At 38.2% G+C, this 23,715-nt stretch carries 19 protein-coding genes and 1 pseudogene; 9 read left to right on the forward strand and 11 right to left on the reverse strand.

Going from position 1 to position 23,715, the window contains the following annotated elements; all coding sequences use genetic code 11:
* Positions 1 to 87 precede the first annotated feature (87 nt).
* On the forward strand, positions 88 to 1,158 hold the full coding sequence (gene purM / locus J663_RS04005; RefSeq protein ID WP_002118876.1) for a phosphoribosylformylglycinamidine cyclo-ligase: 1,071 nt from the start codon (positions 88 to 90) through the stop codon (positions 1,156 to 1,158).
* Complete coding sequence (purN, locus tag J663_RS04010) at positions 1,155 to 1,784, forward strand: phosphoribosylglycinamide formyltransferase (RefSeq protein WP_002118669.1); 630 nt, start codon at positions 1,155 to 1,157, stop codon at positions 1,782 to 1,784. The genes purM and purN overlap by 4 nt, the downstream gene beginning before the upstream one ends.
* A 77-nt stretch (positions 1,785 to 1,861) precedes the next feature.
* On the opposite strand, the gene J663_RS04015 is transcribed toward purN, so the two are convergent.
* Both J663_RS04015 and sppA read right to left on the reverse strand, forming a co-directional pair.
* Complete coding sequence (locus J663_RS04015) at positions 1,862 to 2,662, reverse strand: alpha/beta fold hydrolase (RefSeq protein WP_002118584.1); 801 nt, start codon at positions 2,660 to 2,662, stop codon at positions 1,862 to 1,864.
* A 23-nt stretch (positions 2,663 to 2,685) separates the two neighbouring features.
* Positions 2,686 to 3,702: a signal peptide peptidase SppA gene (sppA, locus tag J663_RS04020; protein WP_002118954.1), complete on the reverse strand. Its 1,017-nt coding sequence runs from the start codon at positions 3,700 to 3,702 to the stop codon at positions 2,686 to 2,688.
* Between the two features lie 133 nt (positions 3,703 to 3,835).
* Here sppA and J663_RS04025 point away from each other — a divergent pair, with 133 nt between their 5' ends.
* Positions 3,836 to 4,819: a lysophospholipid acyltransferase family protein gene (locus J663_RS04025; RefSeq protein WP_002118440.1), complete on the forward strand. Its 984-nt coding sequence runs from the start codon at positions 3,836 to 3,838 to the stop codon at positions 4,817 to 4,819.
* Here the strand turns inward: J663_RS04025 and J663_RS04030 are convergent.
* From J663_RS04030 to J663_RS04040, 3 genes are all read right to left on the reverse strand, one after another.
* Positions 4,772 to 7,204 (reverse strand): DNA internalization-related competence protein ComEC/Rec2, encoded by a 2,433-nt coding sequence (locus J663_RS04030; protein ID WP_033847907.1) that lies wholly within the window; start codon positions 7,202 to 7,204, stop codon positions 4,772 to 4,774. The two genes, J663_RS04025 and J663_RS04030, sit on opposite strands and share 48 nt — an antisense overlap.
* 83 nt (positions 7,205 to 7,287) lie before the next feature.
* A complete protein-coding gene (gene lolD, locus J663_RS04035; RefSeq protein ID WP_032004412.1) occupies positions 7,288 to 7,974 on the reverse strand; it encodes a lipoprotein-releasing ABC transporter ATP-binding protein LolD in 687 nt (228 codons plus the stop codon).
* Complete coding sequence (locus J663_RS04040) at positions 7,967 to 9,202, reverse strand: lipoprotein-releasing ABC transporter permease subunit (protein WP_004790618.1); 1,236 nt, start codon at positions 9,200 to 9,202, stop codon at positions 7,967 to 7,969. Before J663_RS04040 ends, lolD begins: the two co-directional genes overlap by 8 nt.
* Positions 9,203 to 9,330: 128 nt before the next feature.
* Between J663_RS04040 and J663_RS19565 the strand changes: the two are divergent.
* Positions 9,331 to 9,432: pseudogene (locus J663_RS19565) on the forward strand (PilZ domain-containing protein); the annotation flags it as partial.
* A gap of 29 nt (positions 9,433 to 9,461) precedes the next feature.
* Here the strand turns inward: J663_RS19565 and J663_RS04045 are convergent.
* Positions 9,462 to 10,370, reverse strand: coding sequence for a DMT family transporter (locus J663_RS04045; RefSeq protein ID WP_017399231.1), 909 nt, complete (start codon positions 10,368 to 10,370; stop codon positions 9,462 to 9,464).
* Positions 10,371 to 10,377: 7 nt separating this feature from the next.
* Positions 10,378 to 10,866 carry a YaiI/YqxD family protein gene (locus tag J663_RS04050; protein WP_078210287.1) on the reverse strand — a complete coding sequence of 163 codons (489 nt, stop codon included), beginning with the start codon at positions 10,864 to 10,866 and terminating at the stop codon, positions 10,378 to 10,380.
* 246 nt (positions 10,867 to 11,112) lie between these two features.
* Between J663_RS04050 and J663_RS04055 the strand changes: the two genes are divergently transcribed.
* Complete coding sequence (locus tag J663_RS04055) at positions 11,113 to 12,054, forward strand: hypothetical protein (RefSeq protein ID WP_002118998.1); 942 nt, start codon at positions 11,113 to 11,115, stop codon at positions 12,052 to 12,054.
* Positions 12,055 to 12,292: 238 nt separating this feature from the next.
* Here the strand turns inward: J663_RS04055 and serC are convergent, their stop codons facing one another.
* Positions 12,293 to 13,372 carry a 3-phosphoserine/phosphohydroxythreonine transaminase gene (gene serC / locus J663_RS04060; protein WP_005067728.1) on the reverse strand — a complete coding sequence of 360 codons (1,080 nt, stop codon included), beginning with the start codon at positions 13,370 to 13,372 and terminating at the stop codon, positions 12,293 to 12,295.
* Positions 13,373 to 13,757: 385 nt separating this feature from the next.
* On the opposite strand from serC, the gene J663_RS04065 reads away from it, so the two are divergent.
* From J663_RS04065 to J663_RS04080, 4 genes are read left to right on the forward strand one after another with little or no spacing between them, the layout of a single operon-like run.
* Positions 13,758 to 15,245 carry a TolC family protein gene (locus J663_RS04065; protein ID WP_033847910.1) on the forward strand — a complete coding sequence of 496 codons (1,488 nt, stop codon included), beginning with the start codon at positions 13,758 to 13,760 and terminating at the stop codon, positions 15,243 to 15,245.
* Between the two features lie 12 nt (positions 15,246 to 15,257).
* Complete coding sequence (locus tag J663_RS04070) at positions 15,258 to 16,379, forward strand: HlyD family secretion protein (protein ID WP_033847912.1); 1,122 nt, start codon at positions 15,258 to 15,260, stop codon at positions 16,377 to 16,379.
* A gap of 3 nt (positions 16,380 to 16,382) precedes the next feature.
* A complete protein-coding gene (locus J663_RS04075; RefSeq protein ID WP_212771398.1) occupies positions 16,383 to 17,513 on the forward strand; it encodes an ABC transporter permease in 1,131 nt (376 codons plus the stop codon).
* The gene (locus J663_RS04080) at positions 17,510 to 18,607 is read left to right on the forward strand and encodes an ABC transporter permease (RefSeq protein ID WP_033847916.1); all 1,098 of its coding nucleotides are present in this window, start codon (positions 17,510 to 17,512) and stop codon (positions 18,605 to 18,607) included. The genes J663_RS04075 and J663_RS04080 overlap by 4 nt, the downstream gene beginning before the upstream one ends.
* 44 nt (positions 18,608 to 18,651) lie before the next feature.
* Here the strand turns inward: J663_RS04080 and gyrA are convergent, their stop codons facing one another.
* From gyrA to J663_RS04095, 3 genes are all read right to left on the reverse strand, one after another.
* Positions 18,652 to 21,366 carry a DNA gyrase subunit A gene (gyrA, locus tag J663_RS04085; RefSeq protein ID WP_032007057.1) on the reverse strand — a complete coding sequence of 905 codons (2,715 nt, stop codon included), beginning with the start codon at positions 21,364 to 21,366 and terminating at the stop codon, positions 18,652 to 18,654.
* A gap of 365 nt (positions 21,367 to 21,731) precedes the next feature.
* The gene (locus tag J663_RS04090) at positions 21,732 to 22,664 is read right to left on the reverse strand and encodes an electron transfer flavoprotein subunit alpha/FixB family protein (protein WP_002118921.1); all 933 of its coding nucleotides are present in this window, start codon (positions 22,662 to 22,664) and stop codon (positions 21,732 to 21,734) included.
* 17 nt (positions 22,665 to 22,681) lie between these two features.
* Positions 22,682 to 23,431, reverse strand: a complete 750-nt coding sequence (locus tag J663_RS04095; RefSeq protein WP_033847918.1) for an electron transfer flavoprotein subunit beta/FixA family protein — start codon at positions 23,429 to 23,431, stop codon at positions 22,682 to 22,684.
* Positions 23,432 to 23,715: the final 284 nt, after the last annotated feature.

Raw genomic sequence — 23,715 nt, forward strand, 5'->3', positions numbered from 1 at the left:
TATTAAAGATAGCATTTTCGAGCATAAATAACATAAGAGTTTCGTATATTCAGGTTATAATCTGCCGCCAATGCGGAGACTTCATTTATGAGCAACTCAACTTCTACCCCAAATACCGGTTTAAGCTACAAAGATGCGGGTGTCGACATTGAAGCGGGCGACGCACTGGTCGATCGTATCAAGTCAGTCGCTAAACGTACAAGTCGTCCTGAAGTAATGGGCGGGCTTGGTGGCTTTGGTGCACTATGCAAAATTCCTAAAGGTTATGAAGAGCCTGTTTTAGTTTCTGGAACCGATGGTGTAGGAACTAAATTACGTTTGGCCCTTAATCTCAATCGTCATGACACAATCGGCCAAGACCTTGTGGCTATGTGTGTAAATGACCTTTTAGTTTGTGGCGCAGAACCATTATTCTTCCTTGATTATTACGCGACTGGTCACTTAAATGTTGACGTTGCTGCAAATGTTGTTACTGGTATTGGTAAAGGTTGTGAGCTTGCAGGTTGCGCACTTGTAGGTGGTGAAACCGCAGAAATGCCAGGCATGTACGAAGGCGAAGATTACGACCTTGCTGGTTTTGCCGTTGGTGTTGTTGAGCAAAGCAAAATTATTGATGGCTCTAAAGTAAAGTCTGGTGACGTACTTATCGGTGTTGCATCAAGTGGTGCTCACTCGAATGGTTACTCATTACTACGTAAAATTTTAGACGTTAAAAACGTTGATTTAACTCAAACGATTGATGGTCGTCCTCTTGCTGATGTAGCAATGGAACCAACTCGTATTTATGTAAAACCAGTTCTTGAACTCTGCAAACAAGTTGATGTTCATGCTATGGCGCACATTACTGGTGGTGGTTTACCAGGTAACTTACCTCGTGTATTGCCAAATGGTGCTCAAGCGGTTATTGATGAATCTTCTTGGGAATGGCCTGAATTGTTCCAACTTCTACAACGCGAAGGCAATGTAGAACGCTTTGAAATGTACCGTACATTTAACTGTGGTGTAGGTATGGTTATTGCTGTTGATGCAAATGATGCTGAAAAAACAATTGAACTACTTAATGCTCAAGGCGAAAAAGCTTGGAAAATTGGACATATCCAAGAAAATTCTGAGTCAGTGGAAGGTGCAGACGAAAAAATTCGTGTGATCTTTGCATGATAAAAATTGCTGTTCTAGTCTCTGGGAATGGCAGTAATTTACAGGCCTTGATAGATGCAAATCTATCAGGGCAAATTGTAGGTGTACTGTCTAATAAAGCAAATGCTTATGCCCTAGAGCGTGCTCAAAAAGCCAATATTGCTACGGCGGTTATCTCCCATAAAGACTTTCCAACGCGCGAAGTTTTTGATGAGGCAATGCATCAGCAACTCTTAGCTTGGGAAGTAGATGTAGTTATTTTAGCTGGCTTCATGCGTATCTTAACACCAACCTTTGTCAACAAATGGCAAGGGAAAATGCTGAATATACATCCCTCGCTTCTTCCAGCTTACAAAGGTGTGAATACTCATCAACGTGTTTTAAACACAGGTGATCGTTTACATGGTTGTACCGTACACTTTGTAACTGCTGAACTGGATTCTGGTCAATCTATTGCCCAATCAGCTATATCAGTTAAAGAACATGATACTGCCGCTTCATTAGCAGATCGAGTGCACACACTTGAGCACTTTATCTACCCACAAGTTGCAGAGTGGCTGTGTAACGGTCAACTTACATGGAAAGATGGGCAAGCCTATTTCCGTAATCAAGTTCTAAAAGACCCTATTCGTTTTGCAAGTTGGTAAAGTATTTTACTAACAAACAAAAATAAAAAAAGGACATGCTGGCATGTCCTTTTTTTATAAGCTTTAAATTAATTTAATTAATGATGAATCAATTTCTTTATAGAATTTACTGTATCAATAGGATGCTCTAGAGGGAACATATGGCCCCCTTCAACCACAGTAAATGGGATTCCCATTTTTCGCTTTGCCATTTGAGGAAAGCCTCTTTTTAAGAAATCACTTCCTTTACCCACCACTAAATGCACAGGCATCTTAGGTTTTGGCATAGGCAGCCACCACCAAGAAGGATTTTTACGGAAAATTGCAACTTCATCTTCACGAGAAATCGTTAAAGTTACTCCACCGCGAATCGAATCTTCTTTCAAAGCATAATCAATATAAGCCTGAAAACAATCCTCATCAAAATCTTTATAAAATCCTTTAGGACGAAGTAACTCAGCAGCCTGCTCTCTCGATTCCCAATGTTCACGACGACGTGCAGATAAGCCCGCCGGTGTCATCGCATCAACCAATTTAGGACGAAATAATTTTGCCATATGAAAAGCAAATGAATATCGCCCTAAAATAAGAGGCGGATCTAACATAATGACTTGAGAAAACAGTTCAGGACGTCGAAAAGATGCCATCAATGTTAAAACCGAACCAAGAGAATGGCCTAATCCGATGACTTTACGTCCTTTCGCCTGACGCACAATACTATCAATAACTTGATCAACCAAAGCAGGCCAATGGTTAGTCACAGGATAACGTTTGTCAGGACCAATGAGTGGAACATAAATTACGTCATACTCATCTTTTAATTGATCAAACAATTTTTGATACACCATAGATGGCACACCATTGGCATGTGCAAAGTGTATAACCGGTTTCATTGACATACCGTTATCCTAAAAATACAGATTTATTGTAATTTTGCGCTTTGACTAGTCTGCACCTCTTGAGCAATAGATTCACTTACTCCTTGCCCGATTTGTGCCCCCATACGACCCAAAATGGATTGTAGTGGGTTACGCTCAATTGTGTAGTCAACTTTATTATCAAGGTTTAGTTCGCGCATCAAGCTCGTAATATTACCTGAACGGTCAGCAACACCTAATTGAATTGCTTGTTCACCCGTCCAGAATAAGCCAGAAAAAATAGCTGGATCATTCGATTTCAAACGCTTACCACGGCCTTCTTTCACTGCGGTAATAAAGTGAGTATGAACATTATCAAGAACAGATTGAATATGTTGCTTTTGAACAGGATCAATCGGTTTTGTCATACTTAAAATGTCTTTATTCGTTCCGGCAGTTAAAGTGCGGTCTTCAATACCGAGCTTCTGAGCTAAACCAGTAATGCCATAGTTAGGCATAATTACACCAATTGAGCCCACTAAACTTGATGGGTTGACAATAATCTCATCCGCAGCAGAAGCGATATAGTACGCACCCGATGCCCCCATATCACCAATAACGGCATAAACTTTCTTATCAGGGTGCTGTTTTTTCAAATAACGAATTTCCTGCCAGATTTCATCAGACTGAACTGGAGAACCGCCAGGTGAGTTAATGTTAAGTGCAACAGCCTTACTATTTGAGGCTTCAAAAGCACGTTTAAGCGCTTTATTCGTATCTTCACTATTTACCGCTTGATTACTCGAAGCATCAATCGTTCCAATAATATCCACCACTGCCAAATGAGCACTACTGCTACTTACAGCAGAGCCTTCTTTGCTGGTTGAACAGCCTTTGCCCATGAGTACAATAATGAATAATAGATAAATAAAAGTTAATGTTTTAAAGAAGATACCCCAACGACGACTACGGCGTTGCTCTTCTACTGAAGCAAGTACAGCCTTCTCAAGAATTTGCCATTCTGGTCCATTTTGTTTAGGGATTATAGGTTCATTTTGTGGTTTTGGTGGCCAATCGGACATAAAATTCCAATCCAAATCAATCTAAAATGATGTCATTATATACGTTGATTTGATAAAAACTGTCTAAATTATATGATTTCATTTATAATATTTTTATCTTTTTTTACTTGTTGCCTCCTTTTTACCGCGATAGATGACCAAACTAGATGTAAAAAGCATGAACTATTACTTACTCAAAACTTTTAGCCGTCAACCCATTCAATTTGGACGTTTTATTGCCCGTATGTTGGCAGGGTTAGTCAATACTTTAAAAATTACTAGAACATCAAAAAGTATAGAACTTAACTTACAAATTGCTCTTCCCCACTTAACACCACAGCAACGAATAGATATTACACAACAAGCTATTCGTAACGAGTTAACCTCATACTTCGAGTTTTTAAGTATTTGGGGCTCATCAAATAGTAAGAATATTTCACGTATTCACCATATTGAGGGTGAACATTACTTTCATGAAGCACTAGCAGCAAAAAAAGGTGTGGTTTTGATTGTTCCACATTTTGGTACATGGGAAATCATGAATGCTTGGTGTGCCCAGTTCACTTCTATGACTATTTTATACAAGCCTGTAAAAAATGAAGATGCAGACCGTTTTGTTCGAGAAGCACGTAGCCGTGAACAAGCCAACTTGGTACCTACCGATGAGACTGGTGTTCGACAAATTTTTAAAGCACTCAAACAAGGCGAAACCACTGTAATTTTACCCGACCATACACCTAATGTTGGTGGGGATATGATCAATTATTTTGGTGTACCACTTGCCTCAAGTAATTTAAGTGCCAAGCTCATCCAAAAAACAAAAGCCAAAGCATTATTTCTTTATGCGATTCGTAATGAACACGACGGTTTTACGATGCATATTGAGCCTATGGATGAGAAGATTTACGAAGGTAGTGCCGATGACGGAACCTTTGTTATTCATCAAGCCATTGAACAACTGATCCAACATTATCCAGAACACTATCACTGGAGTTATAAACGTTTTAAAGCAAATCCCGCTTTAGATAATATTTACAATATTGATCCGAATGAAGCACTTCAAATTGTAGATAGACTTAAAGCAGAAGCTTCACAAATTCCTGTGAAGCCAAGTACGCTCGAAACGTCGAGTGTATAAAACCATCTCTTGATTGCGAGATACAAAACTCAATGTTCCTTGCTCAACTGTGCTTTTAAATGGAATATTAAGCTCTTGTATTCTCGCTAAAACCTCTTTGCTTGGATGACCATAACGATTATTAAAGCCAGCAGAAGCAACAACAAGCTTGGGGTTTAACGTCGCTAAGAAGTCGTAAGCTGAACTATGTTTACTTCCATGATGACCTAATACCAAGACATCCACCTTTAAATCAGGATATTCTTTCATGAGTTGATATTCTGCTTCCAACCCTGCATCGCCCATGATTAAATAATTTTGATAGCCATTTATCTGTTTTAAATGAATATAAATCACACAAGAATATTGATTTTGATTTGAAGAAACTAAGTTTAAATCTTTTTCTTTAGGCCAAAGAATTTCAATATCTAATTGTGGATATTGCCATTTTTGCCCTTGATGACAATAAGTAAATGGTTCTTTAATTTGCTCTGCCCATAATTCATTTGATATGACTTGTTTAATAGGAAAAGCCTGAGCGATTGAAGGAAATGCTCCGCTATGATCTTGATCAAGATGAGACAGTACGACGTGATCCAGTTGCTTAATTCCCTTTTGACGTAAATATGGAATTACCACATTTTGACCAATACTAAAAGCCTTCTCATCATAAGAACCACCCGTATCAATTAACCATGTCTGCTCTGGATGTTGTAGAAAAATCGCTTGTCCTTGGCCTACGTCTATAATATTTAATTGAACTTGCTGGGACGACTTATCTGGAATGATCAAGGGTAAACAGCATATTAGCCCCCAAGATTTGGGTAAAACCCCACGCGGTAAAAATAAGATAATAATAACGAAGCTAAGGCACACTAAATCAAGTGGTGTCAGGCTAAAACCTTGTAATGGTAGAGATAGCTTCTCTAAAAAGCCAAAACATGTCAGTACTATACTGATCAGAACATCATTAATTTGAAAAAGTAAACTTCCGAATGAGTTAAAAATAAGCCATACACAAGCTGCAAAAATATTTAAAGGAACAATCACTCCTCCGAGTAAAGGAACTGCAATAATATTTGTAAAAGGAGCAACCCATGAAATTTGTTGAAAGAAAATCAGCATTAAGGGACATAAGGCAATAAATATTTTGCCTTGAGATTCAATTAAAATTTTACTGAAAGGAATGATTCTAAATAACAGACTAGTTGAAACAAGATTTGGGGCCTGCTCTATAGTTTGATAAATCCGTAATAAAATAAAGCAAGAACCATAAGAGAGCCAAAATCCTGCGGATAAAACACTGAAGGGATCGAAAAGTAAAAGTAGACTTGCACTATAAACCAAGAGTGAAAATGGTTTAACAGCCACTTTAATCAATACCAAAAAAGCAAATAAAAATACTGAGAGTAAAGTTCTTAAGGCGGGAATTTCAAAACCAACAAATGCCGTATAAATTAAAACACCGAAACATAATGGAATCATGGTCCAAATTTGTTTAGGTTGATGCAAATAAAGCTGCGGATAATAACGTCTTATTAATTGATGTAATACCCAAGACAACATGATAGCAAAAATGAGTACATGAGGCCCTGAAATGGCTAACAGATGAGAGATTCCTAATTCCTTAAATTGATTTTTAATCTCATCATTTAAGAGACTTTCATCCCCTGTTAACAAAGCTAATAACAGACCTTTATTTTGCAAAGGAGATTGTTTTAACATTAATCTAAATGTTAGACGTAATTTTTCTATATTTAATTTTTGTCTGTTAAAGAATTTTTGTTGCTCTTTTAAATGATGTTGATAACCCAACTGATAAATTTCATCAGAGCTTAAAGCCTCAATATGCTGAACACTAAAACCAGACATTATATTTCGTTGAATGAACCATTGTTCTTGGTCAAAAACACCAGCCACTGCGTAACTATGAGCAGGTTTGGTTTTGCCAGAAATTCGATAATAATGACCTAATTGTAATTTTGGCTCATCTATGGCTGAGATTACTTTTTGATTTTTTAAATATAATAGCCAATTAACGGGATGTAAGGACTGCCCTAGTACCTGAACGGGTTGTTGTGTTTTATCTTCTTTTTCTTCACTTATACGGTCGACATACACAACAATATCTAAAGATTTAGGCTGCATTTGTCGCAGTTCTAATCTTTGATTTAAGGCCTGCTGAGCATATTGATGTCCTACAGTAAAGAGACTAATAGCACAGACTAGACAGTAAATAGCTTTTAATATGGGGCGATTTAAGAATAAATTTCTCTTAAAAATATAAAAAATAAAGCCCATAACAAGCAAAACTTTACCAATCCAACCATATTGCGTTATGAGAGGAAGATCTATTCCCATAAATGCAATACCCCCAATCCACCCCATTAAAATAAGTTTTAACATTCAAGGTCATATCATTATCTTTTTAGGGGCAAAATTAAAGCCCAACTAAGTGGGCTTTAACAATGTGATTTAATGACAATTTTTTAAGTACCACTCACCCAGAGTCCATCTTGCATATGCAAAATAGAATCAGCAGCCTGAGCTAAATGCTCGTCATGGGTCACAATTAACATTGCCATGTTGAGTTCTTTCTTAAGATCGGTCAGTAATTCAAAAATACCTAGAGCTGTTTTACGGTCTAAATTACCTGTAGGTTCATCAGCCAGAACAACCGCAGGTTTAGTGACTAAAGCACGCGCTAAAGCCACACGTTGGCGCTCACCACCCGAAAGCTCCCCTGGCTTATGATCCATACGATGAGACAACCCAACTCGATCAAGTAAATATTCAGCTTGCGCTTTTACCGATTTAAATTGGCTATCTGCACGAAGCATTAAAGGCATCGCGACATTTTCAAGCGCAGAAAACTCAGGTAATAAATGGTGAAATTGATAAACAAAACCGAGATATTGGTTGCGCTGAAAACCACGTTCAGCTTCACCTAAATTATCAAAACGTTGACCATTTAAAAATACTTGCCCTTGAGTTGGCTGCTCTAAACCACCTAGTACATGAAGCAAAGTACTTTTACCTGAACCACTCGCACCGACAATCGAAACAAACTGCCCTGCTTCAACTTGTAAAGAAAGACCTTTAATGACTTCAACTTTAGATTTACCGTCATCAAAATGTTTATATATTTCTTTCGCTTCTAAAACGATTTTACTCATAGCGCAGTGCCTCGGCAGGTTGAACTTTGGCAGCACGAAGTGCCGGATAAATAGTCGCCAAGAAGCTTAAAAGTAAAGAAACAATCACGATAATCGTCACATCTTGCCATCTTAAATAAGAAGGAAGGTAATGTACAAAGTAAGCATCAAATAGATTTAAGCCCAACACATTGTTAAACCATGAAATGATATCACTAATGGTTAAGGCTAAAATAACACCTAAAACCGTACCCGCAACGGTACCAATTACCCCAATCACGGTGCCTTGAACCATAAATATTTTAGTAATCATCGACGGCGAAGCGCCTAATGTACGCAAAATTGCGATATCAGATTTTTTATCAGTCACCACCATGACCAATGATGAAACAATATTAAATGCTGCAACCACAATAATAAGGACAAGCAATAAACCGACTAGAGTTTTTTCCATTTGAATGGCATTAAATAAATTACCATGCGTATAGGTCCAGTTCGTCGCATAGAAATTGCTTGGTAAACTTTTTACTAAGTCGTCAGCAACTTGTGGCGCTGCAAAAATATCATCTAGTTTTAAACGGACACCTTGGGCACCATCTGGTAAGCGTAATAAGGTTGAAGCATCGTATAGGGCGATATAACCCACCATAGAGTCGACTTCAGCACCTACACTAAAAATACCAACCACTTTGAAACGCTTAAAACGAGGTACAACACCTGCTGGAGACGGTGTTGCTTCTGGTAAAACCAATGTCACACTATCATTTAGACGTAAGCCCAATGAATCAGCCATATCTTTACCAAGTACAATACCAAATTCACCTTTTTTAAGTGAATCTAAACTCCCTGCAACAATATGATTTTGAATAATAGAGACATTCTTTTCATATTTTGGGTCAATACCCGTCACCATAATACCAGCGACCTGTCCTTGCGCAGTTAACATACCTTGCAATTGCGTAAAAGGTGCAACCCCTGTTACATGTGGATGATGTTCAACTCGCTTCACGAGTTCAGGCCAATCCGTGAGGATTTGTGTAGATGAAACTGTTGCTTGTGGCACCATTCCTAACACACGGTTTTTCAATTCGCGATCGAAACCGTTCATGACAGAAAGTACTGTAATCAGCACAGCGACACCTAGTGTCAAACCGACCATCGAAACCAATGCAATAAAAGAAATAAAATGATTACTGCGTCTTGCGCGAGTATATCTCAACCCTATATACAGTGAGATTGGTTTAAACATACCTTCTAAATCCAAGGTCATTGATGGAAAATATAAGATGTTGATGGCAAATTTCACCCACATCTACTATTTGACCATACCGTTAGATGCTGTATTAAGGTTTAAAAATCAGTAAGTTCTGACTTATCCTTAACAATCCTAATATTATATTGCTGCGCTATTTTCTACTAGTTAAGTTGGGAGATCAATTTGATCGTGCATTTCGCTACGAATTAGAACAATTTAATGAATAAGCTCAACAAATTACCCAAATCTTCTCCTATTTAGACTTCATATGTTGAGCAAAGTTCCGGTTTGCCTGAATGTCTTTATAGAAATATAAAAAGAGTCCAGACAAGATAATGAAAGCACCTACAAAAACCATAATTGAAAGTTGTTCATGATTTAAAGCAGCCCCAATCATCATCGCTAACATAGGGGTAATAACTGTCGTTAAAGATAAAGTCGTTGCCTGAATATTTTGTATAAGTTTGAAATAACAGAACATGGCAACGAGTGAAGCCATAAGTACCGTATAAACTAGGGCAAATAGTGATTTGGCTTCTGGCAAATGTGTCGGTGCATATTGCCAAATAAATGGAATAAAACAACTAGCAAAAATAGAAGACACTAAAATAGAGCCTGTTGCCTGAGCCATTGGCTGAATTTGGGCATTAACTTTCTTAACCCAGAAAATTGAAAATGAATAAACAAACACACTGATCAACATAAGAATAATACCAAACGGGTGTACATGCTGATTCGCACCGCTCAGACAAATAATAGCTAGCCCACAGACCGCAATTGCCATACCCAACCATTGCAGCTTATAAAGTTGCTGGCCAAAAGCAAACCGCCCAATAAGCCCCGCCATAATCGGTGCTAAGCCAAACATAAGTGCAATCATGCCGGAACTTAAATATTGGGTCGCGGCATAAGTGAAAATTTGAGAACCAATTAAGCTAAAAGATCCGGCAATATAGCTATGAACTGCTTGTCGATGCGTCGGAAAAGGTGTTCTCAAAATTAGTAATATGATGACAGCCAAAGGCAATGCAATAAAAAAGCGTAATAACAATGCCCACATCAGATGTAGATCAGACACACTCCAGACAATTGCCAACGGAGTTGTTGCCCAGATAAACACTAACAAGGCATAGGTTAGAGCCAAATTGGTTTGCGATGGCATGCGATGCTCACTTAGCTGTTTTACGTTTTTGCTTTAAAATCGTTTGATCTAATGAACTTGAAAATTCACGTTTATCTCGTTCGGAAATAGGAGGCGGTCCGCCAGTTTGCACACCCGCACCACGAAGCGTATCCATGAAATCACGTAGATGTAAACGCGCTTTAACATTCGCCGTTGTATAGACTTCACCACGGGGATGAATAGCAACTCCACCTTTCTCGATCACCTGAGCTGCCAGTGGAATATCCTGCGTAATGACAATGTCATTTTCAACCATACGATCAACTATTTCTTTATCTGCCTGATCGGCACCACTTAAAACCTGTATTGATTTAATACGAACAGAAGGCGTAATCCCAACATTTTGATTGGCTACAAAAATGACTTCTAATTGATAACGATCTGATGCACGTAAAATCACTTCACGTAAAATTTTCGGTAAGGCGTCTGCGTCTACCCATAGCTTAAATGGCAGCACGTTATTCTCTATTTCCACTAAAAATATTAGTCTAACAGATGCTTTTCTAAGGTGAGTAAAAATAACGATTAAACTGATTTTTAATTTCAACATTTAAATTTTTTATAAGTTAAACGTACTTTTAACTTATAAATAGAAACGTTGCTTCCCCTTAAATGACTAAATACGCGCTTTTACAAGAGAATTTACATATGGTGACTTGAAAAATAGCAAACACCCTCGATTTAATATAACAAGTAATGTGAACCCAACAGCATCGTGCTTATGAAAAATCAAAACAGTCCAGAAGTTATTAAAGTAAATGACCAAAATTTTGGTAGTCATGGAGAACATTGGAATCTATTGACGTCCCATCCCGAAACAGATGTACCAAAATGGTTAGGACTGGCACTTGATGCACCTGTAATGCCAATGGGTTTGTGTGAACATGAAGAAGACATGGATCAATCTTTTTGGCTCATTCAAGGTCCACAAGACCAAAAAGTTACCATCAATCAAATTATTGCTGTTGAAAATCAAAAACCTCGTGCGCTTAAAACAGCCTTCCCAAGTTTTGAAAGTCCGTACCAATATAATGCAAAAATTGAACGCATCATTACTTGTGACTCTGCAACACAAGCCGTGTTAAGTTTAAGACTAAATAAAAATACAACTGTTTATGCATTTGATAATTTATTTAGTGTTAACTACTGTCAATATGACAAAAATCAAAACTATCAAGTCCAATTTAATGCATGGGCTTATGAATTAGAACCTGTTCCAGCAGGCGAAAAAATTATTGTTGATGACCCAGCTTCGATTAAACATCACCGTGCATTAAATGCAATTTTAACTGAACATAATGGTGTTGCTCCTGAAAACTTACAGGAACTCATTAATGAATGGCAACCAAAAACTCCAGAAGATCAAGAACCTGTAACCGTTGATTTTTCTAAAATGGTCGCCTATTTATATGGTGAAAATCTTGGTCAAGAAGATGAAGCATGGTTCCAAGGTAATATTGTTGGTAAAACTTCTATGACATTTATGGGGGCAGAATATACTCTTTATGATGTCACTTTGGTTTTAGAAGATGATCTTCCTGCCATATTAGTGCGCATTGCGACCAAAAACGATTTGTATAAAAACTTTAATATTGGCGAATATATTCGCGGTAATATCTGGATTCAGGCGACTATTTGTGCTAAAAAGGGTGAAACTAATTGAATTTCACTAATATTTTAATAATTAGGTTATTGAATGAAGATTATACCCGAACAAACTACCAGCCTCATTCAATCCAGTAGCCTGCGCGTAAAGGTCGATACTGGTGCGTTTTGCTTTTTTGTCTTGGGTATGTTCTTAGCTGCCATATTCATGCACCAGTTTGGTTTAGTGCCTTTTTAATTTATAACTTATTCAATAAATAAAGCCCTCATTTGAGGGCTTTATTTATTTGATTTGCTTAACCATTACGCTTTGCAAAATCATCCATAAAGTTGATTAAAGCCTGTACGCCTTCTAATGGTACGGCATTATAAATACTTGCACGCATACCGCCGACAGAACGGTGGCCAGCTAAATTCAACAAGTGATTAGCTTCCGCTTCTTTTAAGAATTGCTTTTCTAAAGCTTCATCTGCCAAGGTAAACGGTACATTCATAATTGAACGGTTTGGAATTGCGATCGGGTTATTGTAGAAATCGCTTGAGTCGATATAACCATAGAGCAATTGAGCTTTTTCAAGGTTCACTTTATGGATCGCCTCTACCCCACCCTGCTCTAGCAACCACTCAAATACCAAACCAGACAAGTACCAAGCGTAAGTCGATGGCGTATTTACCATAGAACCATTTTTGGCTTGGTCACCATATTTTAAAATACTTGGAATTTCTGGTTTAGCTTGATCAAGTAAGTCATCACGAATAATGACAATTGTTAAACCAGCAGGACCAATATTTTTTTGTGCGCCAGCATAGATTAAACCAAACTTGGTCACATCTAATGGAGCAGATAAAATACTTGATGAATAGTCACAAACAAGTGGAGCCTTTACATCAGGAATTCCTGCGAACTGTAAGCCACCAATCGTTTCATTATCCGCATAATGTACATATGCTGCATCGTCAGATAAATTCCATTCACTTTGTTCAGAAATTGCGAACTTGCCATCTACTTTAATGCCAGCTTCTACAACATTAATATCGCCATAACGTTTTGCTTCTTTTAATGCTTTTTCAGACCAGATGCCGGTGTGAATATAATCGGCTTTACTGTTCTTACCTAAAAGGTTTAAAGGAATCGCAGAAAATTGTAATGACGCACCGCCTTGTAAAAACAGTACTTTATAGTTTTCTGGAATATTCATTAACTTGCGTAAATCTGCTTCAGCTTTTTCAGCCACAGCAACATAGTCAGCACTACGGTGACTCATTTCCATGATGGATAGACCTTTACCTTGCCAATCCAACAATTCTTGTTGAGCTTTTTCTAAAACGGCAGTAGGTAATGCAGCAGGACCAGCACAGAAATTGTACGCGCGCATGATTTTTCCCTTGTATAAAGTCAAACACAATAAAAATGGCATTTAACCACAGATTGCTTAAGCTTGCAGCAGCTTCTCAAGTAAATATTTCAATGCTGGACTGTATTTAGCTTTATTTTTTCAATTATTGTTGTCGTTATTTCTTTAGTTTTAATGACCAGCTTCCTCATTTAAAAAAATTTTTAAGCAAAAAGATCAACTTGACTTGTGATTATCATTTCACATACCTTGATAGCTATTACAAAAATATTGGCTTAGTAAATTCAATAATTAAAGGAGCTAAAAACCACCATGTTTTTATACAAATGTATAATAAACAAGATGATAATTGAATTTAATAACAAGAAATTTAAACTATAAGGGATGCCAAAAATTGTTATTTAAAATGCCAACACATCGATATAGACATTCTATTTTTCCCTTTTCATTTAAACCAAAACATCTTGCTTTGGCTTTAGGCTTTTTTTTCACTAATCATTTATATGCCGGAAGCTTAAGTTATGCTGAAGCAGAACAACAAGCTTTGAAAAGTTCATATAGTACTCAAGCCAACCAAGCATTACAGCAAGCATCTCAATTAGAAGCTGAAGCAGTAAAGGGCCTCGGATTACCTAGAGTTGATTTAAATGTCAGAGCCTACGCTTTTCATAGTGAAACAGATGTTCCCCTTGGTTCTTTTAAACAAAAACTTGAGAATGATTTAAGCCAAGGGCTAAACGATAAACTTTCACAGTGGAACAATGTCATTCCATCAGATGTGCTGGGACAAGTTCAAGAAGGCGCAAACCAAACCATACATGATGGTATAAATCGCTTTCCTGATTATGCGAATCTAACTATCGAAGATCAGGTTGTACGCCCTTCTATTTCGGTCGTTATGCCACTTTATACAGGCGGCTTAACCAGCAGCGCTAAAAAAATAGCTAATATACAAGCACAGCGCTCTGAGCTTTCAAGCCAACAACAACAAGATATACAGCGATTTGAAGTAGTACAAAGTTACTTTAATGTGCAATTACAGCAGCAGCTGGTAGCAAGTAGCCTATTTAACTTTAATGCGATGCAAAAACATTACAACAATGCCCTAAAGCTGGAACAACAAGGATTTATTAGTAAAGGGCAACGCATGCAGTTTGAAGTAGCTCGTAATAATGCGGAACGTACTTTACAAAATGCTCAAGCTAACTTAAATGCCAGCCGCTTTAGCCTTAATAATCTTTTACATCAACAAAATAATGTCGATTTAAGTACCCCTTTATTTGTAAACAACACCCCAAGCCAGTCTCTAGAATCACTTTTAACCAGTTATTCACAACAATCTAGCCTTGTACAAAAAATGCAGATGGATACTCAACTGGCTAATGTCAATATTCAAGCTCAACAAGCAGCAAAAAAACCAAGTCTATTTGCATTTGGTGAATATGCGCTTGATGAAAATGAAAACTGGATTGTCGGTGTAATGGCAAAATACAACCTATTTTCAGGTGTAGATAAAAATAAGAATATTCACGCTGCCGAATTGAAGCGCTATGCCTCTGAACTCATGACTGAACGCACTAAACAAGAGATCGAAGGTCTTTTGAATAAGTCATATAACGAACTCAACTCTGCTCAGCAAAGTCATCAGCTCTTACAAAGAAACGTAAATGCCGCTCAAGAGAACTTACGTATTCAAGAACTTTCTTTCCGTGAAGGAATGGGTACAGCAACCCAAGTAATTGATGCACAAAATGCATTAAGCGCGTTAAAAACTGAAATGGCTTTAAATGCTTATAAATATGTCATGTCACTCGCGACTTTACTTCAAAGTCACGGCTCAATTGATGAGTTTAAAGCATACGTTAATCAACCACATACCGACTATATTCGTTAAGGGGAGTATAAAATGAATCAAGACTCAGCTCATTCAGAACAAGATGCTCCTGTTGCGGATACAGCAGAAACCAACCAAGTTCAAAAAGATGATCAAGCGAGTGATCAGCAAGAATCAAGCACAAATAAAGATGATTCAAAACCACCTAAAAATTCAAAAATTAAACTGATTATTGGTGTAATCATTATTGCCCTATTGGGTTTAATTATTTTTGGTTTGTGGAAAAGTTATCAGCCAAAGCCTATTGAACTACAAGGCCGAGTTGAAGCCGAAACTATTCACGTAAGTACAAAAGTTCCGAGTCGTATTGAAAAAATTTATGTACAAGAAGGCCAGAAAATTTCCAAAGGCCAGCCACTTGTTCGTTTAGTTAGCCCGGAAATAGAAGCTAAAAAGCAACAAGCTTTGGCTACCTTACAATCTGCTTTAGCATTTCAATCTACGGTAGATCGTGGTTCTCAACAAGAGAATATCGATACACTTTATGCCAACTGGCAAAGCACAAAAGCACAAGCAAACCTTGCAAAAACCACTTACCAACGTGGTGAAAATTTATATAGACAAGGTGTCATTTCACGTCAAAGACGAGATGAAATGCTCGCAGCACAAACTTCTGCCCAAGAGTTAAGTGAAGCCTCTTATCAACAATATGCTCGTGCAAAACGTGGCAGTACGAGCCAACAAAAATCTACCGCAGATGCACAGGTTGAAATTGCAAAAGCAGCTGTAGGTGAAGCAAAAGCACTAGAGGAAGAAACACGTTTACTCTCTCCTATTTCAGGTACGGTTTCAAAAACTTACGGTAAACCTTCTGAATTAGTCGCTATGGGTGTACCTGTTGTCAGCATTTTAGAAGATGATGATTTATGGGTAAGTTTAAACGTCGGTGAAAATCAATATGCCTCTGTTTATAAAAATAAAACCCTTGAAGGATTCATTCCAGCACTTAATCAGAATGTGAATTTTAAAATTAAGAATATAGATGCTGAAGGTGAATTTGCCACCATAAAAACGACTCGCCAAACTGGAGGCTATGATATTCGTAGCTTTAAATTGCATCTGGTGCCTGAACGTCCTGTCAAAGATTTAAAGGTTGGTATGAGTGTTCTATTTAAAATTAAAGAAGAAAAATAAAGCATGTTGGCCAGTATATTACGGGAACTAAACTATCTAAAAAGCAATAAATGGGATTTGTGTATGGTGACACTTATCCCTGCTTTTATCATTTTCATGTTTAGCAGCATGTTTTACGCAGGTAAAGCTGAACACTTACCAATTGCGATTATTGATCAAGACCAAAGTGAACTCAGCCGTAATATTGAAAAGTATCTTTCGTTGAATCATACAGTAGAGATTAAAACAATTACGGCAAGCTCTACAGAAGCGGAGCAACTACTCAATGAAACCAAAATATGGGGCTATGTTTTCATTCCAGACGGCGCTGAAAAACGCTTTGTGAAAGCACAAGATGCTCAAATCAGCATTGCATTTAACCAGTCTTTTTTTAGTGTCGGAAATACCATTTCTTCAGCAATGCTGGTCAGTACCCTCAATGCTTTAGCAGACTACGCAGGCCAGAGTTATTTAGCAAATAATATCCCCTATTTAGATGTTCCTACAGCTGATGTAAAAATCTCAACGCTTTATAATCCAAGCATGAGCTATGAGTTTTATTTAGAACCCTTCATGGTTCCTGCTGTATTGCACTTATTGCTGTGTTGCTGTGTTGCCTTTGCTATTGGACAAGAACTTAAACGTGGCACATTAACAGCATGGGTAAACCGAGAAAGTTTTATTCAAGGCTTATTGGCCAAAAATCTGCTTTATAGCCTTATATTTTGTGCATGGACATGGGTATGGATGTTTTGGCTAGTCGAAATCCGGGGCTGGTTCGTAGCAGGTTCTCTTAGTTTATTGTTATGCGCACAGTTTTTACTGTATTTTGCCTATGCTTTGATTAGTAGTACCGTCATTCTTGCAACCAAAAATTTAAGTAAAACTTTTGGTTTTATCGCGGTATATGGCGGGTCTTCTTTAAGTTTCGCTGGCGTTACGCTACCTTTAAATAATGCCCCTATTTTTACCAAATTTTGGTCACTCATTATTCCGTATACTCCTTATGCCAAGCTTCAAACCGAACAATGGGTGATCGGCAGTCCAATTTTCATTTCAATGATTCCTTTTTTAATACTCATCGGTTATTGCCTGATTTACTTCTTTTTAAGTTGTCTATTGCTTAAAAAATTAGTTCAAGGGGCAACACAATGAAAGAATTCTTTAAGGCTTATGGGCAAACATTTAAAGACATTGTAAGTAATAGCTCAGTTTTCACAACGCTAGTTTTATCGGTGATTCTTTATAGTTTTTTTTATCCTACCGCCTATAAAGCTGAGCGTGCAGAATCTATTCCAATTGTGATTGTTGATGAAGAACAAAGCCTCTTAACTTCTCAATTGATTGGACAAAGTGCAAATAGCCCCCATGTTCATATCGTTACAGTTACCAGCAATTTTTTACAAGCTGAACAAATGGTCCGTGAGCAAAAAGCCGATGGTATTTTACTTTTACCAAATAACTTAACCCAAAGCCTACGCCGCGGAGAAACAGGTGGAATCGGCTTATACTTAAGCACAACCAACTTTTTAAAAACTAAAGAAATTGGTTTAGGTCTAGCAACCTCAATTGAAACCACATTAAAAGAATACATTGAGAAATTTGGACAACGTACGCATTTCCAGCCAGCGCTTTCTATTCATCAAGTGCCTTTATTTAACCCCCTTTCAGGCTATGGAAGTTATATTTTTCCGGCTGTTGCCTCTTTAATTATCCATCAAACTATTGTGTTAGGTTTAGCGATGCTGATTGCAAGCTACCGTGAGCAACACCAAAAAATTACAGCTGTTCGCTTCACTGGAATTTTCGCAAGTATATTTACCATTGGTTGTTTAAGTAGTTTTTATCTTTTTGGTTTTACGCTGTGGTTCAATGACTATCCACACGGTGGAAATTTTATAGGTCTCCTCATTGCCGTTCCAATTTTTATTAGTTGTATTATTGGACTAGGCATGTTGATCGGTTCACTTTTAGATATGCCGGAACGTGCCGGACATATTATTGTGTTTAGCTCTGTACCTTTATTTTTACTAACTGGAGCTGCTTGGCCTCATCAAGCAATGCCTGAATGGCTACAATGGTTTGCGTGGTGTTTACCCTCAACACATGCGGTACAAATGTTTGTGCAACTTAATCAGATGGGTGTTCCATTAGCCACGGTTGTACCAAAGCTGATATTTCTTGGGACCCTTGGATTAATATTGGTGAGTTTATCTTATTATCGGCTTGTTAAAAAATCTTCTTCATAAAATAAAAAAGGAAGCTTATGCTTCCTTTTTTATTAAAGTTTTACTTAGTCTTCAGAAGCATCTTCATTATTTGATACAGCTTCTTCGCTATCAGTTTCAGTAGTATCTACTTCGCCTTCGAGAAACTCTTCTTCATCTTCGACAGCTTCAATAGACACAACGCCTACTAGAGTTTCTTCTTCGCTTAAGCGAATTAGACGTACACCTTGTGCATTACGACCAGTCATTGCAACTTCTGCTGCACGGGTACGAACTAATGTACCGCCATCAGAAATAAGTAACAATTCTTTGGTTTCGTCAATAGACACTGCACCAACAAGCTCACCGTTACGTTCGCTTGTCTTAATCGCAATGACACCCTTACCGCCACGTTTCTTAGTCGGGAAGTCATTTACTGGAGTACGTTTACCATAACCGTTGGCACTTGCACACAGTACTTCACCTGTTTCAGGTACAACTACAAGCGATACGATACGGCTTACTAAATTTGAATCTGCTGAATCGTCATTGTCATCTGATTCATCATTTTCAACATCTGCATCTTCTTCACTTAAAGTACTGCTTGCAAAGCTCACGCGCATACCACGAACACCTTTCGCAGTACGACCCATTGCACGTACGTCAGTTTCAGCAAAACGGATTGCCTTACCTTCGTTCGAGAACAACATGATTTGCTGATTACCATCAGTAATCGCAACACCAATTAAGGTATCTTCTTCATTGAGCTCAATTGCACGTAAACCATTTGAACGGATATTAGCGAATTGCTCTAAATCAACACGTTTAACCGTACCTGATGCTGTCGCCATAAATACGTAATGGTTTTCTGGGAACTCAGTCAACGGCAAGATAGCTGTTACTGTTTCATTCGCATCTAAAGGTAACAAGTTCACAATCGGACGGCCTTTGGCACCACGTGATGCTTGAGGCACTTCAAACACACGAAGGCGATATACTTTACCTACGTTGGTAAAGCACAGCACAGTCGCATGGTTTGAAGCTACAATCAGATGTTGAATAAAGTCATCATCTTTCATTGAAGTTGCAGACTTACCACGTCCACCACGGCGCTGAGCCTGATAATCTGAAAGTGGTTGAGTTTTTGCATAACCTGTTTGTGAAACCGTTAATACAACTTGCTCTTCAGGAATTAAATCTTCACGGCTAAAATCAATACGTGATTCAATAATTTCAGTGCGACGTCCATCACCATACTGTTGTAGTACCAGTGCCAACTCTTCGCGAATTACAGCCATCAATAAATTGAAATCATTCAAAATCGCAGTAAGTTCAGCGATTTGACCTAAGATCTCAGTATATTCTGCATGTAATTTGTCTTGTTCAAGACCTGTTAAACGATGTAAACGTAATTCTAAAATTGCGCCTACTTGTGTTGGTGATAAACGGTAAATCGATTCAGTTAAACCAAACGGACGATTTGGATCTTCACCTTCGATTTCATCTGGACGAACAGAAATTGCGCCAGCTTTTTCAAGCAATGAAACGACACCACCACCTGCCCACTCACCTGCAAGTAAACGCTCACGCGCTTCAGCAGGGTTAGCAGAAGTTTTAATCGTCTCGATAATTTCATCGATATTGGCTAAAGCGACTGTTAAGCCTTCTAAGATATGACCACGTTCACGTGCTTTACGCAGTTCGAACATGGTACGGCGTGTCACAACTTCTTGGCGGTGACGGATAAATGCCGCAATAATATCTTTCAGATTCATCAATTTTGGTTGTCCGTTATCAAGACAAACCATGTTGATGCTGAATGAGTTCTCAAGCTGGGTATTTAAGAATAAGTTATTTACAACGACTTCAGCGTTTTCACCACGCTTTAAATCAATTGCAATACGCATACCTTCTTTGTCAGACTCATCGCGAAGTTCTGAAATACCTTCAAGTTTTTTCTCTTTCACTAACTCGGCAATACGTTCAATAACTCTTGCTTTGTTTACTTGATATGGAATTTCAGTAAAGACAATCGTTGTACGGCCTGTCTTTTCATCTTCTTCGAAATGGTACTTACCACGAATATGTAAGCGGCCCTTACCTGTACGGTAAGCATCAACAATACCTGATTTACCGTAAATAATACCGCCTGTAGGGAAGTCAGGACCGGTAATATATTCCATCAATCCTTCAATCGAGATGTTCGGATTGTCAGCATAGGCTAAGCACGCATTCACAACTTCTGTCATGTTATGCGGTGCCATGTTGGTTGCCATACCTACGGCAATACCAGCAGCACCATTAATTAACAAGTTAGGAACACGTGTCGGAAGTACTTCAGGAATACGCTCAGATCCGTCGTAGTTATCTTCCCAGTCAACCGTGTCTTTTTCTAGATCTGCAAGAAGCTCGTGTGCAAGCTTGGTCATACGGACTTCGGTATAACGCATCGCAGCTGCGCTATCACCATCAATCGAACCGAAGTTACCCTGACCATCTACCAATAAATAACGTAAGCTAAAGTCCTGAGCCATACGTACAATGGTTTCATAAACAGCTGAGTCACCATGAGGGTGATATTTACCGATTACGTCCCCAACAACACGCGCAGATTTCTTGTAGGCTTTGTTATAGTCATTGCCCAATTCGTGCATAGCATAAAGCACACGACGGTGAACAGGTTTAAGACCGTCTCTCACATCCGGCAATGCACGAGATACGATTACACTCATCGCGTAATCTAAATATGAATGCTTGAGTTCGTCCTCAATGGCAATCGGTCGGATTTCCGATACGCTCATGCATACTCCTTCTTACAGATAGAAATTTCCATCTGCTTATATGTCTTGATCTTGCAAAAAATTTAGTTCCGGAAACTGAACTAAAATCGAAAAAAATATAGCTGTATACTATAGCATAAAAGCACTTTGTAATGTGCGGAATCTACACCGCTAATCTGGTGATATTTGTATAATTTAATTGCATATTATTCTTATCATATCGTTATAACGAGCACGTTCTATTCTTAATAAAACTATGTGATTTTTATTCTATAAAAATCAAACCTCAAATGAGATAAAAGTCTCAGTTATACATTTCAGATCACTATTCATAATAAAAAACCCCTAGTAAAAACTAGGGGTTTTTTAGCTTTAATCGGTAAAGATTAAAGTTTAGATACCAATTCAGGTACTACAGTGTTCAAATCACCAACTAACCAGTAGTCAGCAACACTGTTGATTGGCGCTTCTTCGTCTTTGTTGATCGCAACAATAACTTTAGAATCTTTCATACCAGCTAAATGCTGGATCGCACCAGAAATACCTACAGCAACGTAAAGCTCAGGTGCAACGATTTTACCAGTTTGACCAACTTGGAAATCGTTAGGTACAAAGCCCGCATCAACTGCTGCACGTGAAGCACCTTGTGCTGCACCAAGCTTGTCAGCTAATGGATCAAGTACTTTATGGTAGTTCTCACCAGAACCTACACCACGACCACCAGAAACTACGATGCGAGCCGCAGTTAATTCTGGACGATCAAGCTTAACGATTTCTTCAGATACGAAGTGAGAAATACCCGCATCTTTTACTTCGCCAACTGTTTCAACAGCAGCTGAACCACCTTCCGCAGCAACTGGATCAAATGCTGTACCACGAACAGTACCAACAATGATTGCTTCGTCAGATTGAACAGTTGCAATCGCGTTACCAGCGTAGATAGGACGCTTGAATGTGTTCGCAGATTCAACAGAAATGATATCTGTGATCATGCTTACATCAAGAAGAGCAGCAACACGTGGAAGAATGTTCTTACCAGTCGTTGTAGAAGCAGCTAAAACGTATTTGTAACCTTTAGCCAAGTCAGCAACTAGGCCAGCTACGTTTTCAGCTAATTGGTTTGCATAAGCAGCGTTGTCAGCAAGTAAAACTTTGCTTACACCAGCAACTTTAGCAGCAGCATCAGCAACTGCTTGAGCACCAGAACCAGCAACTAATACAGTAATATCACCACCGATTTTTTGTGCTGCAGCAACAACGTTTAAAGTAGCACCGTTAAGTACTTGGTTGTTGTGGTCAGCGATAACTAAAATACTCATGATTTTATCCTTCCGTATTAGATCACTTTCGCTTCATTTTTCAATTTTTCAACAAGCTCATCTACAGATTTCACTTGTACGCCAGCTTTACGTTCTGCTGGAGCTTCAACTTTAACAGTTTTAAGCTTAGTACCAGCTGTAACGCCATAATCAGCAGGAGATTTAGTATCAAGTGGCTTCTTACGAGCTTTCATGATGTTAGGCAATGCTGCATAACGTGGCTCGTTCAGACGCAAGTCAGTCGTGATGATTGCAGGAAGTGTAAGTTCAACAGTTTGTAAACCACCGTCAACTTCACGAGTCACCTGTACTTTACCGCCATCAACTTTCACTTCAGAAGCGAATGTACCTTGACCAGCACCTAATAATGCACCAAGCATTTGACCTACTTGGTTAGAGTCATCATCAATTGCTTGTTTACCAAGAAGGATAAGTTCTGGTTTTTCAGCTTCAACAACACCTTTTAAAATTTTAGCAACTTCTAAAGCGCCAATTTCATCAGTAGTTTCAACCAAAATACCACGGTCTGCGCCTAGAGCCATTGCAGAACGGATTTGTTCTTGAGCTTCTTTAGGACCAACAGAAACAACAACGATTTCTGATACTGTTCCTTTTTCTTTTAAGCGAATCGCTTCTTCCACTGCGATTTCACAAAATGGGTTAATTGACATTTTTACGTTGGTAAGGTCAACCCCACTATTGTCCGGCTTAACACGAACTTTAACGTTGGCATCAACCACGCGTTTTACAGCAACAAGAGCCTTCATGTAATCCTCGGCTGTTCTAGCAAAAGTAAATGTTGAGAAAAGTATATTAACTCTTCAATTAAAATTTTTTAGGTACCCTATCTTGCAATGTGTTTGGCATTTCGGTCAAGTCACAATTTTCTAGAACAGCACAAAAAAAATGAAATCATCAGTTCATAAAAAAATTTTATACTGCTATGAGGGCCTATTTTATTCTTTTTAAACTCTATTTTATACATTGATTTTTATTATCTTTTTATCTTATTTAGCATATTAGCTAGAAACATAACATTACTTTTAAAAAC

Origin of the sequence: Acinetobacter sp. 826659 (genome assembly GCF_000588515.1) — a bacterium.
GTDB classification, from domain to species: domain Bacteria; phylum Pseudomonadota; class Gammaproteobacteria; order Pseudomonadales; family Moraxellaceae; genus Acinetobacter; species Acinetobacter pittii.

Excerpts from the sequence above, each read along its gene's own strand:
- J663_RS04045 (WP_017399231.1), bottom strand. The coding sequence starts at position 10,370 with ATGCCATCGCAAACCAATTTGGCTCTAACCTATGCCTTGTTAGTGTTT.
- J663_RS04065 (WP_033847910.1), top strand. The coding sequence starts at position 13,758 with ATGCCAACACATCGATATAGACATTCTATTTTTCCCTTTTCATTTAAA.
- J663_RS04095 (WP_033847918.1), bottom strand. The coding sequence starts at position 23,431 with ATGAAGGCTCTTGTTGCTGTAAAACGCGTGGTTGATGCCAACGTTAAA.
- gyrA (WP_032007057.1), bottom strand. The coding sequence starts at position 21,366 with ATGAGCGTATCGGAAATCCGACCGATTGCCATTGAGGACGAACTCAAG.
- J663_RS04015 (WP_002118584.1), bottom strand. The coding sequence starts at position 2,662 with ATGTCAATGAAACCGGTTATACACTTTGCACATGCCAATGGTGTGCCA.
- J663_RS04080 (WP_033847916.1), top strand. The coding sequence starts at position 17,510 with ATGAAAGAATTCTTTAAGGCTTATGGGCAAACATTTAAAGACATTGTA.
- lolD (WP_032004412.1), bottom strand. The coding sequence starts at position 7,974 with ATGAGTAAAATCGTTTTAGAAGCGAAAGAAATATATAAACATTTTGAT.
- J663_RS04075 (WP_212771398.1), top strand. The coding sequence starts at position 16,383 with ATGTTGGCCAGTATATTACGGGAACTAAACTATCTAAAAAGCAATAAA.
- purN (WP_002118669.1), top strand. The coding sequence starts at position 1,155 with ATGATAAAAATTGCTGTTCTAGTCTCTGGGAATGGCAGTAATTTACAG.
- J663_RS04030 (WP_033847907.1), bottom strand. The coding sequence starts at position 7,204 with ATGTTAAAACTTATTTTAATGGGGTGGATTGGGGGTATTGCATTTATG.
- sppA (WP_002118954.1), bottom strand. The coding sequence starts at position 3,702 with ATGTCCGATTGGCCACCAAAACCACAAAATGAACCTATAATCCCTAAA.
- serC (WP_005067728.1), bottom strand. The coding sequence starts at position 13,372 with ATGCGCGCGTACAATTTCTGTGCTGGTCCTGCTGCATTACCTACTGCC.
- J663_RS04025 (WP_002118440.1), top strand. The coding sequence starts at position 3,836 with ATGACCAAACTAGATGTAAAAAGCATGAACTATTACTTACTCAAAACT.
- J663_RS04090 (WP_002118921.1), bottom strand. The coding sequence starts at position 22,664 with ATGAGTATTTTAGTTATCGCTGACCACAACAACCAAGTACTTAACGGT.
- J663_RS04055 (WP_002118998.1), top strand. The coding sequence starts at position 11,113 with ATGAAAAATCAAAACAGTCCAGAAGTTATTAAAGTAAATGACCAAAAT.
- purM (WP_002118876.1), top strand. The coding sequence starts at position 88 with ATGAGCAACTCAACTTCTACCCCAAATACCGGTTTAAGCTACAAAGAT.
- J663_RS04070 (WP_033847912.1), top strand. The coding sequence starts at position 15,258 with ATGAATCAAGACTCAGCTCATTCAGAACAAGATGCTCCTGTTGCGGAT.
- J663_RS04040 (WP_004790618.1), bottom strand. The coding sequence starts at position 9,202 with ATGTTTAAACCAATCTCACTGTATATAGGGTTGAGATATACTCGCGCA.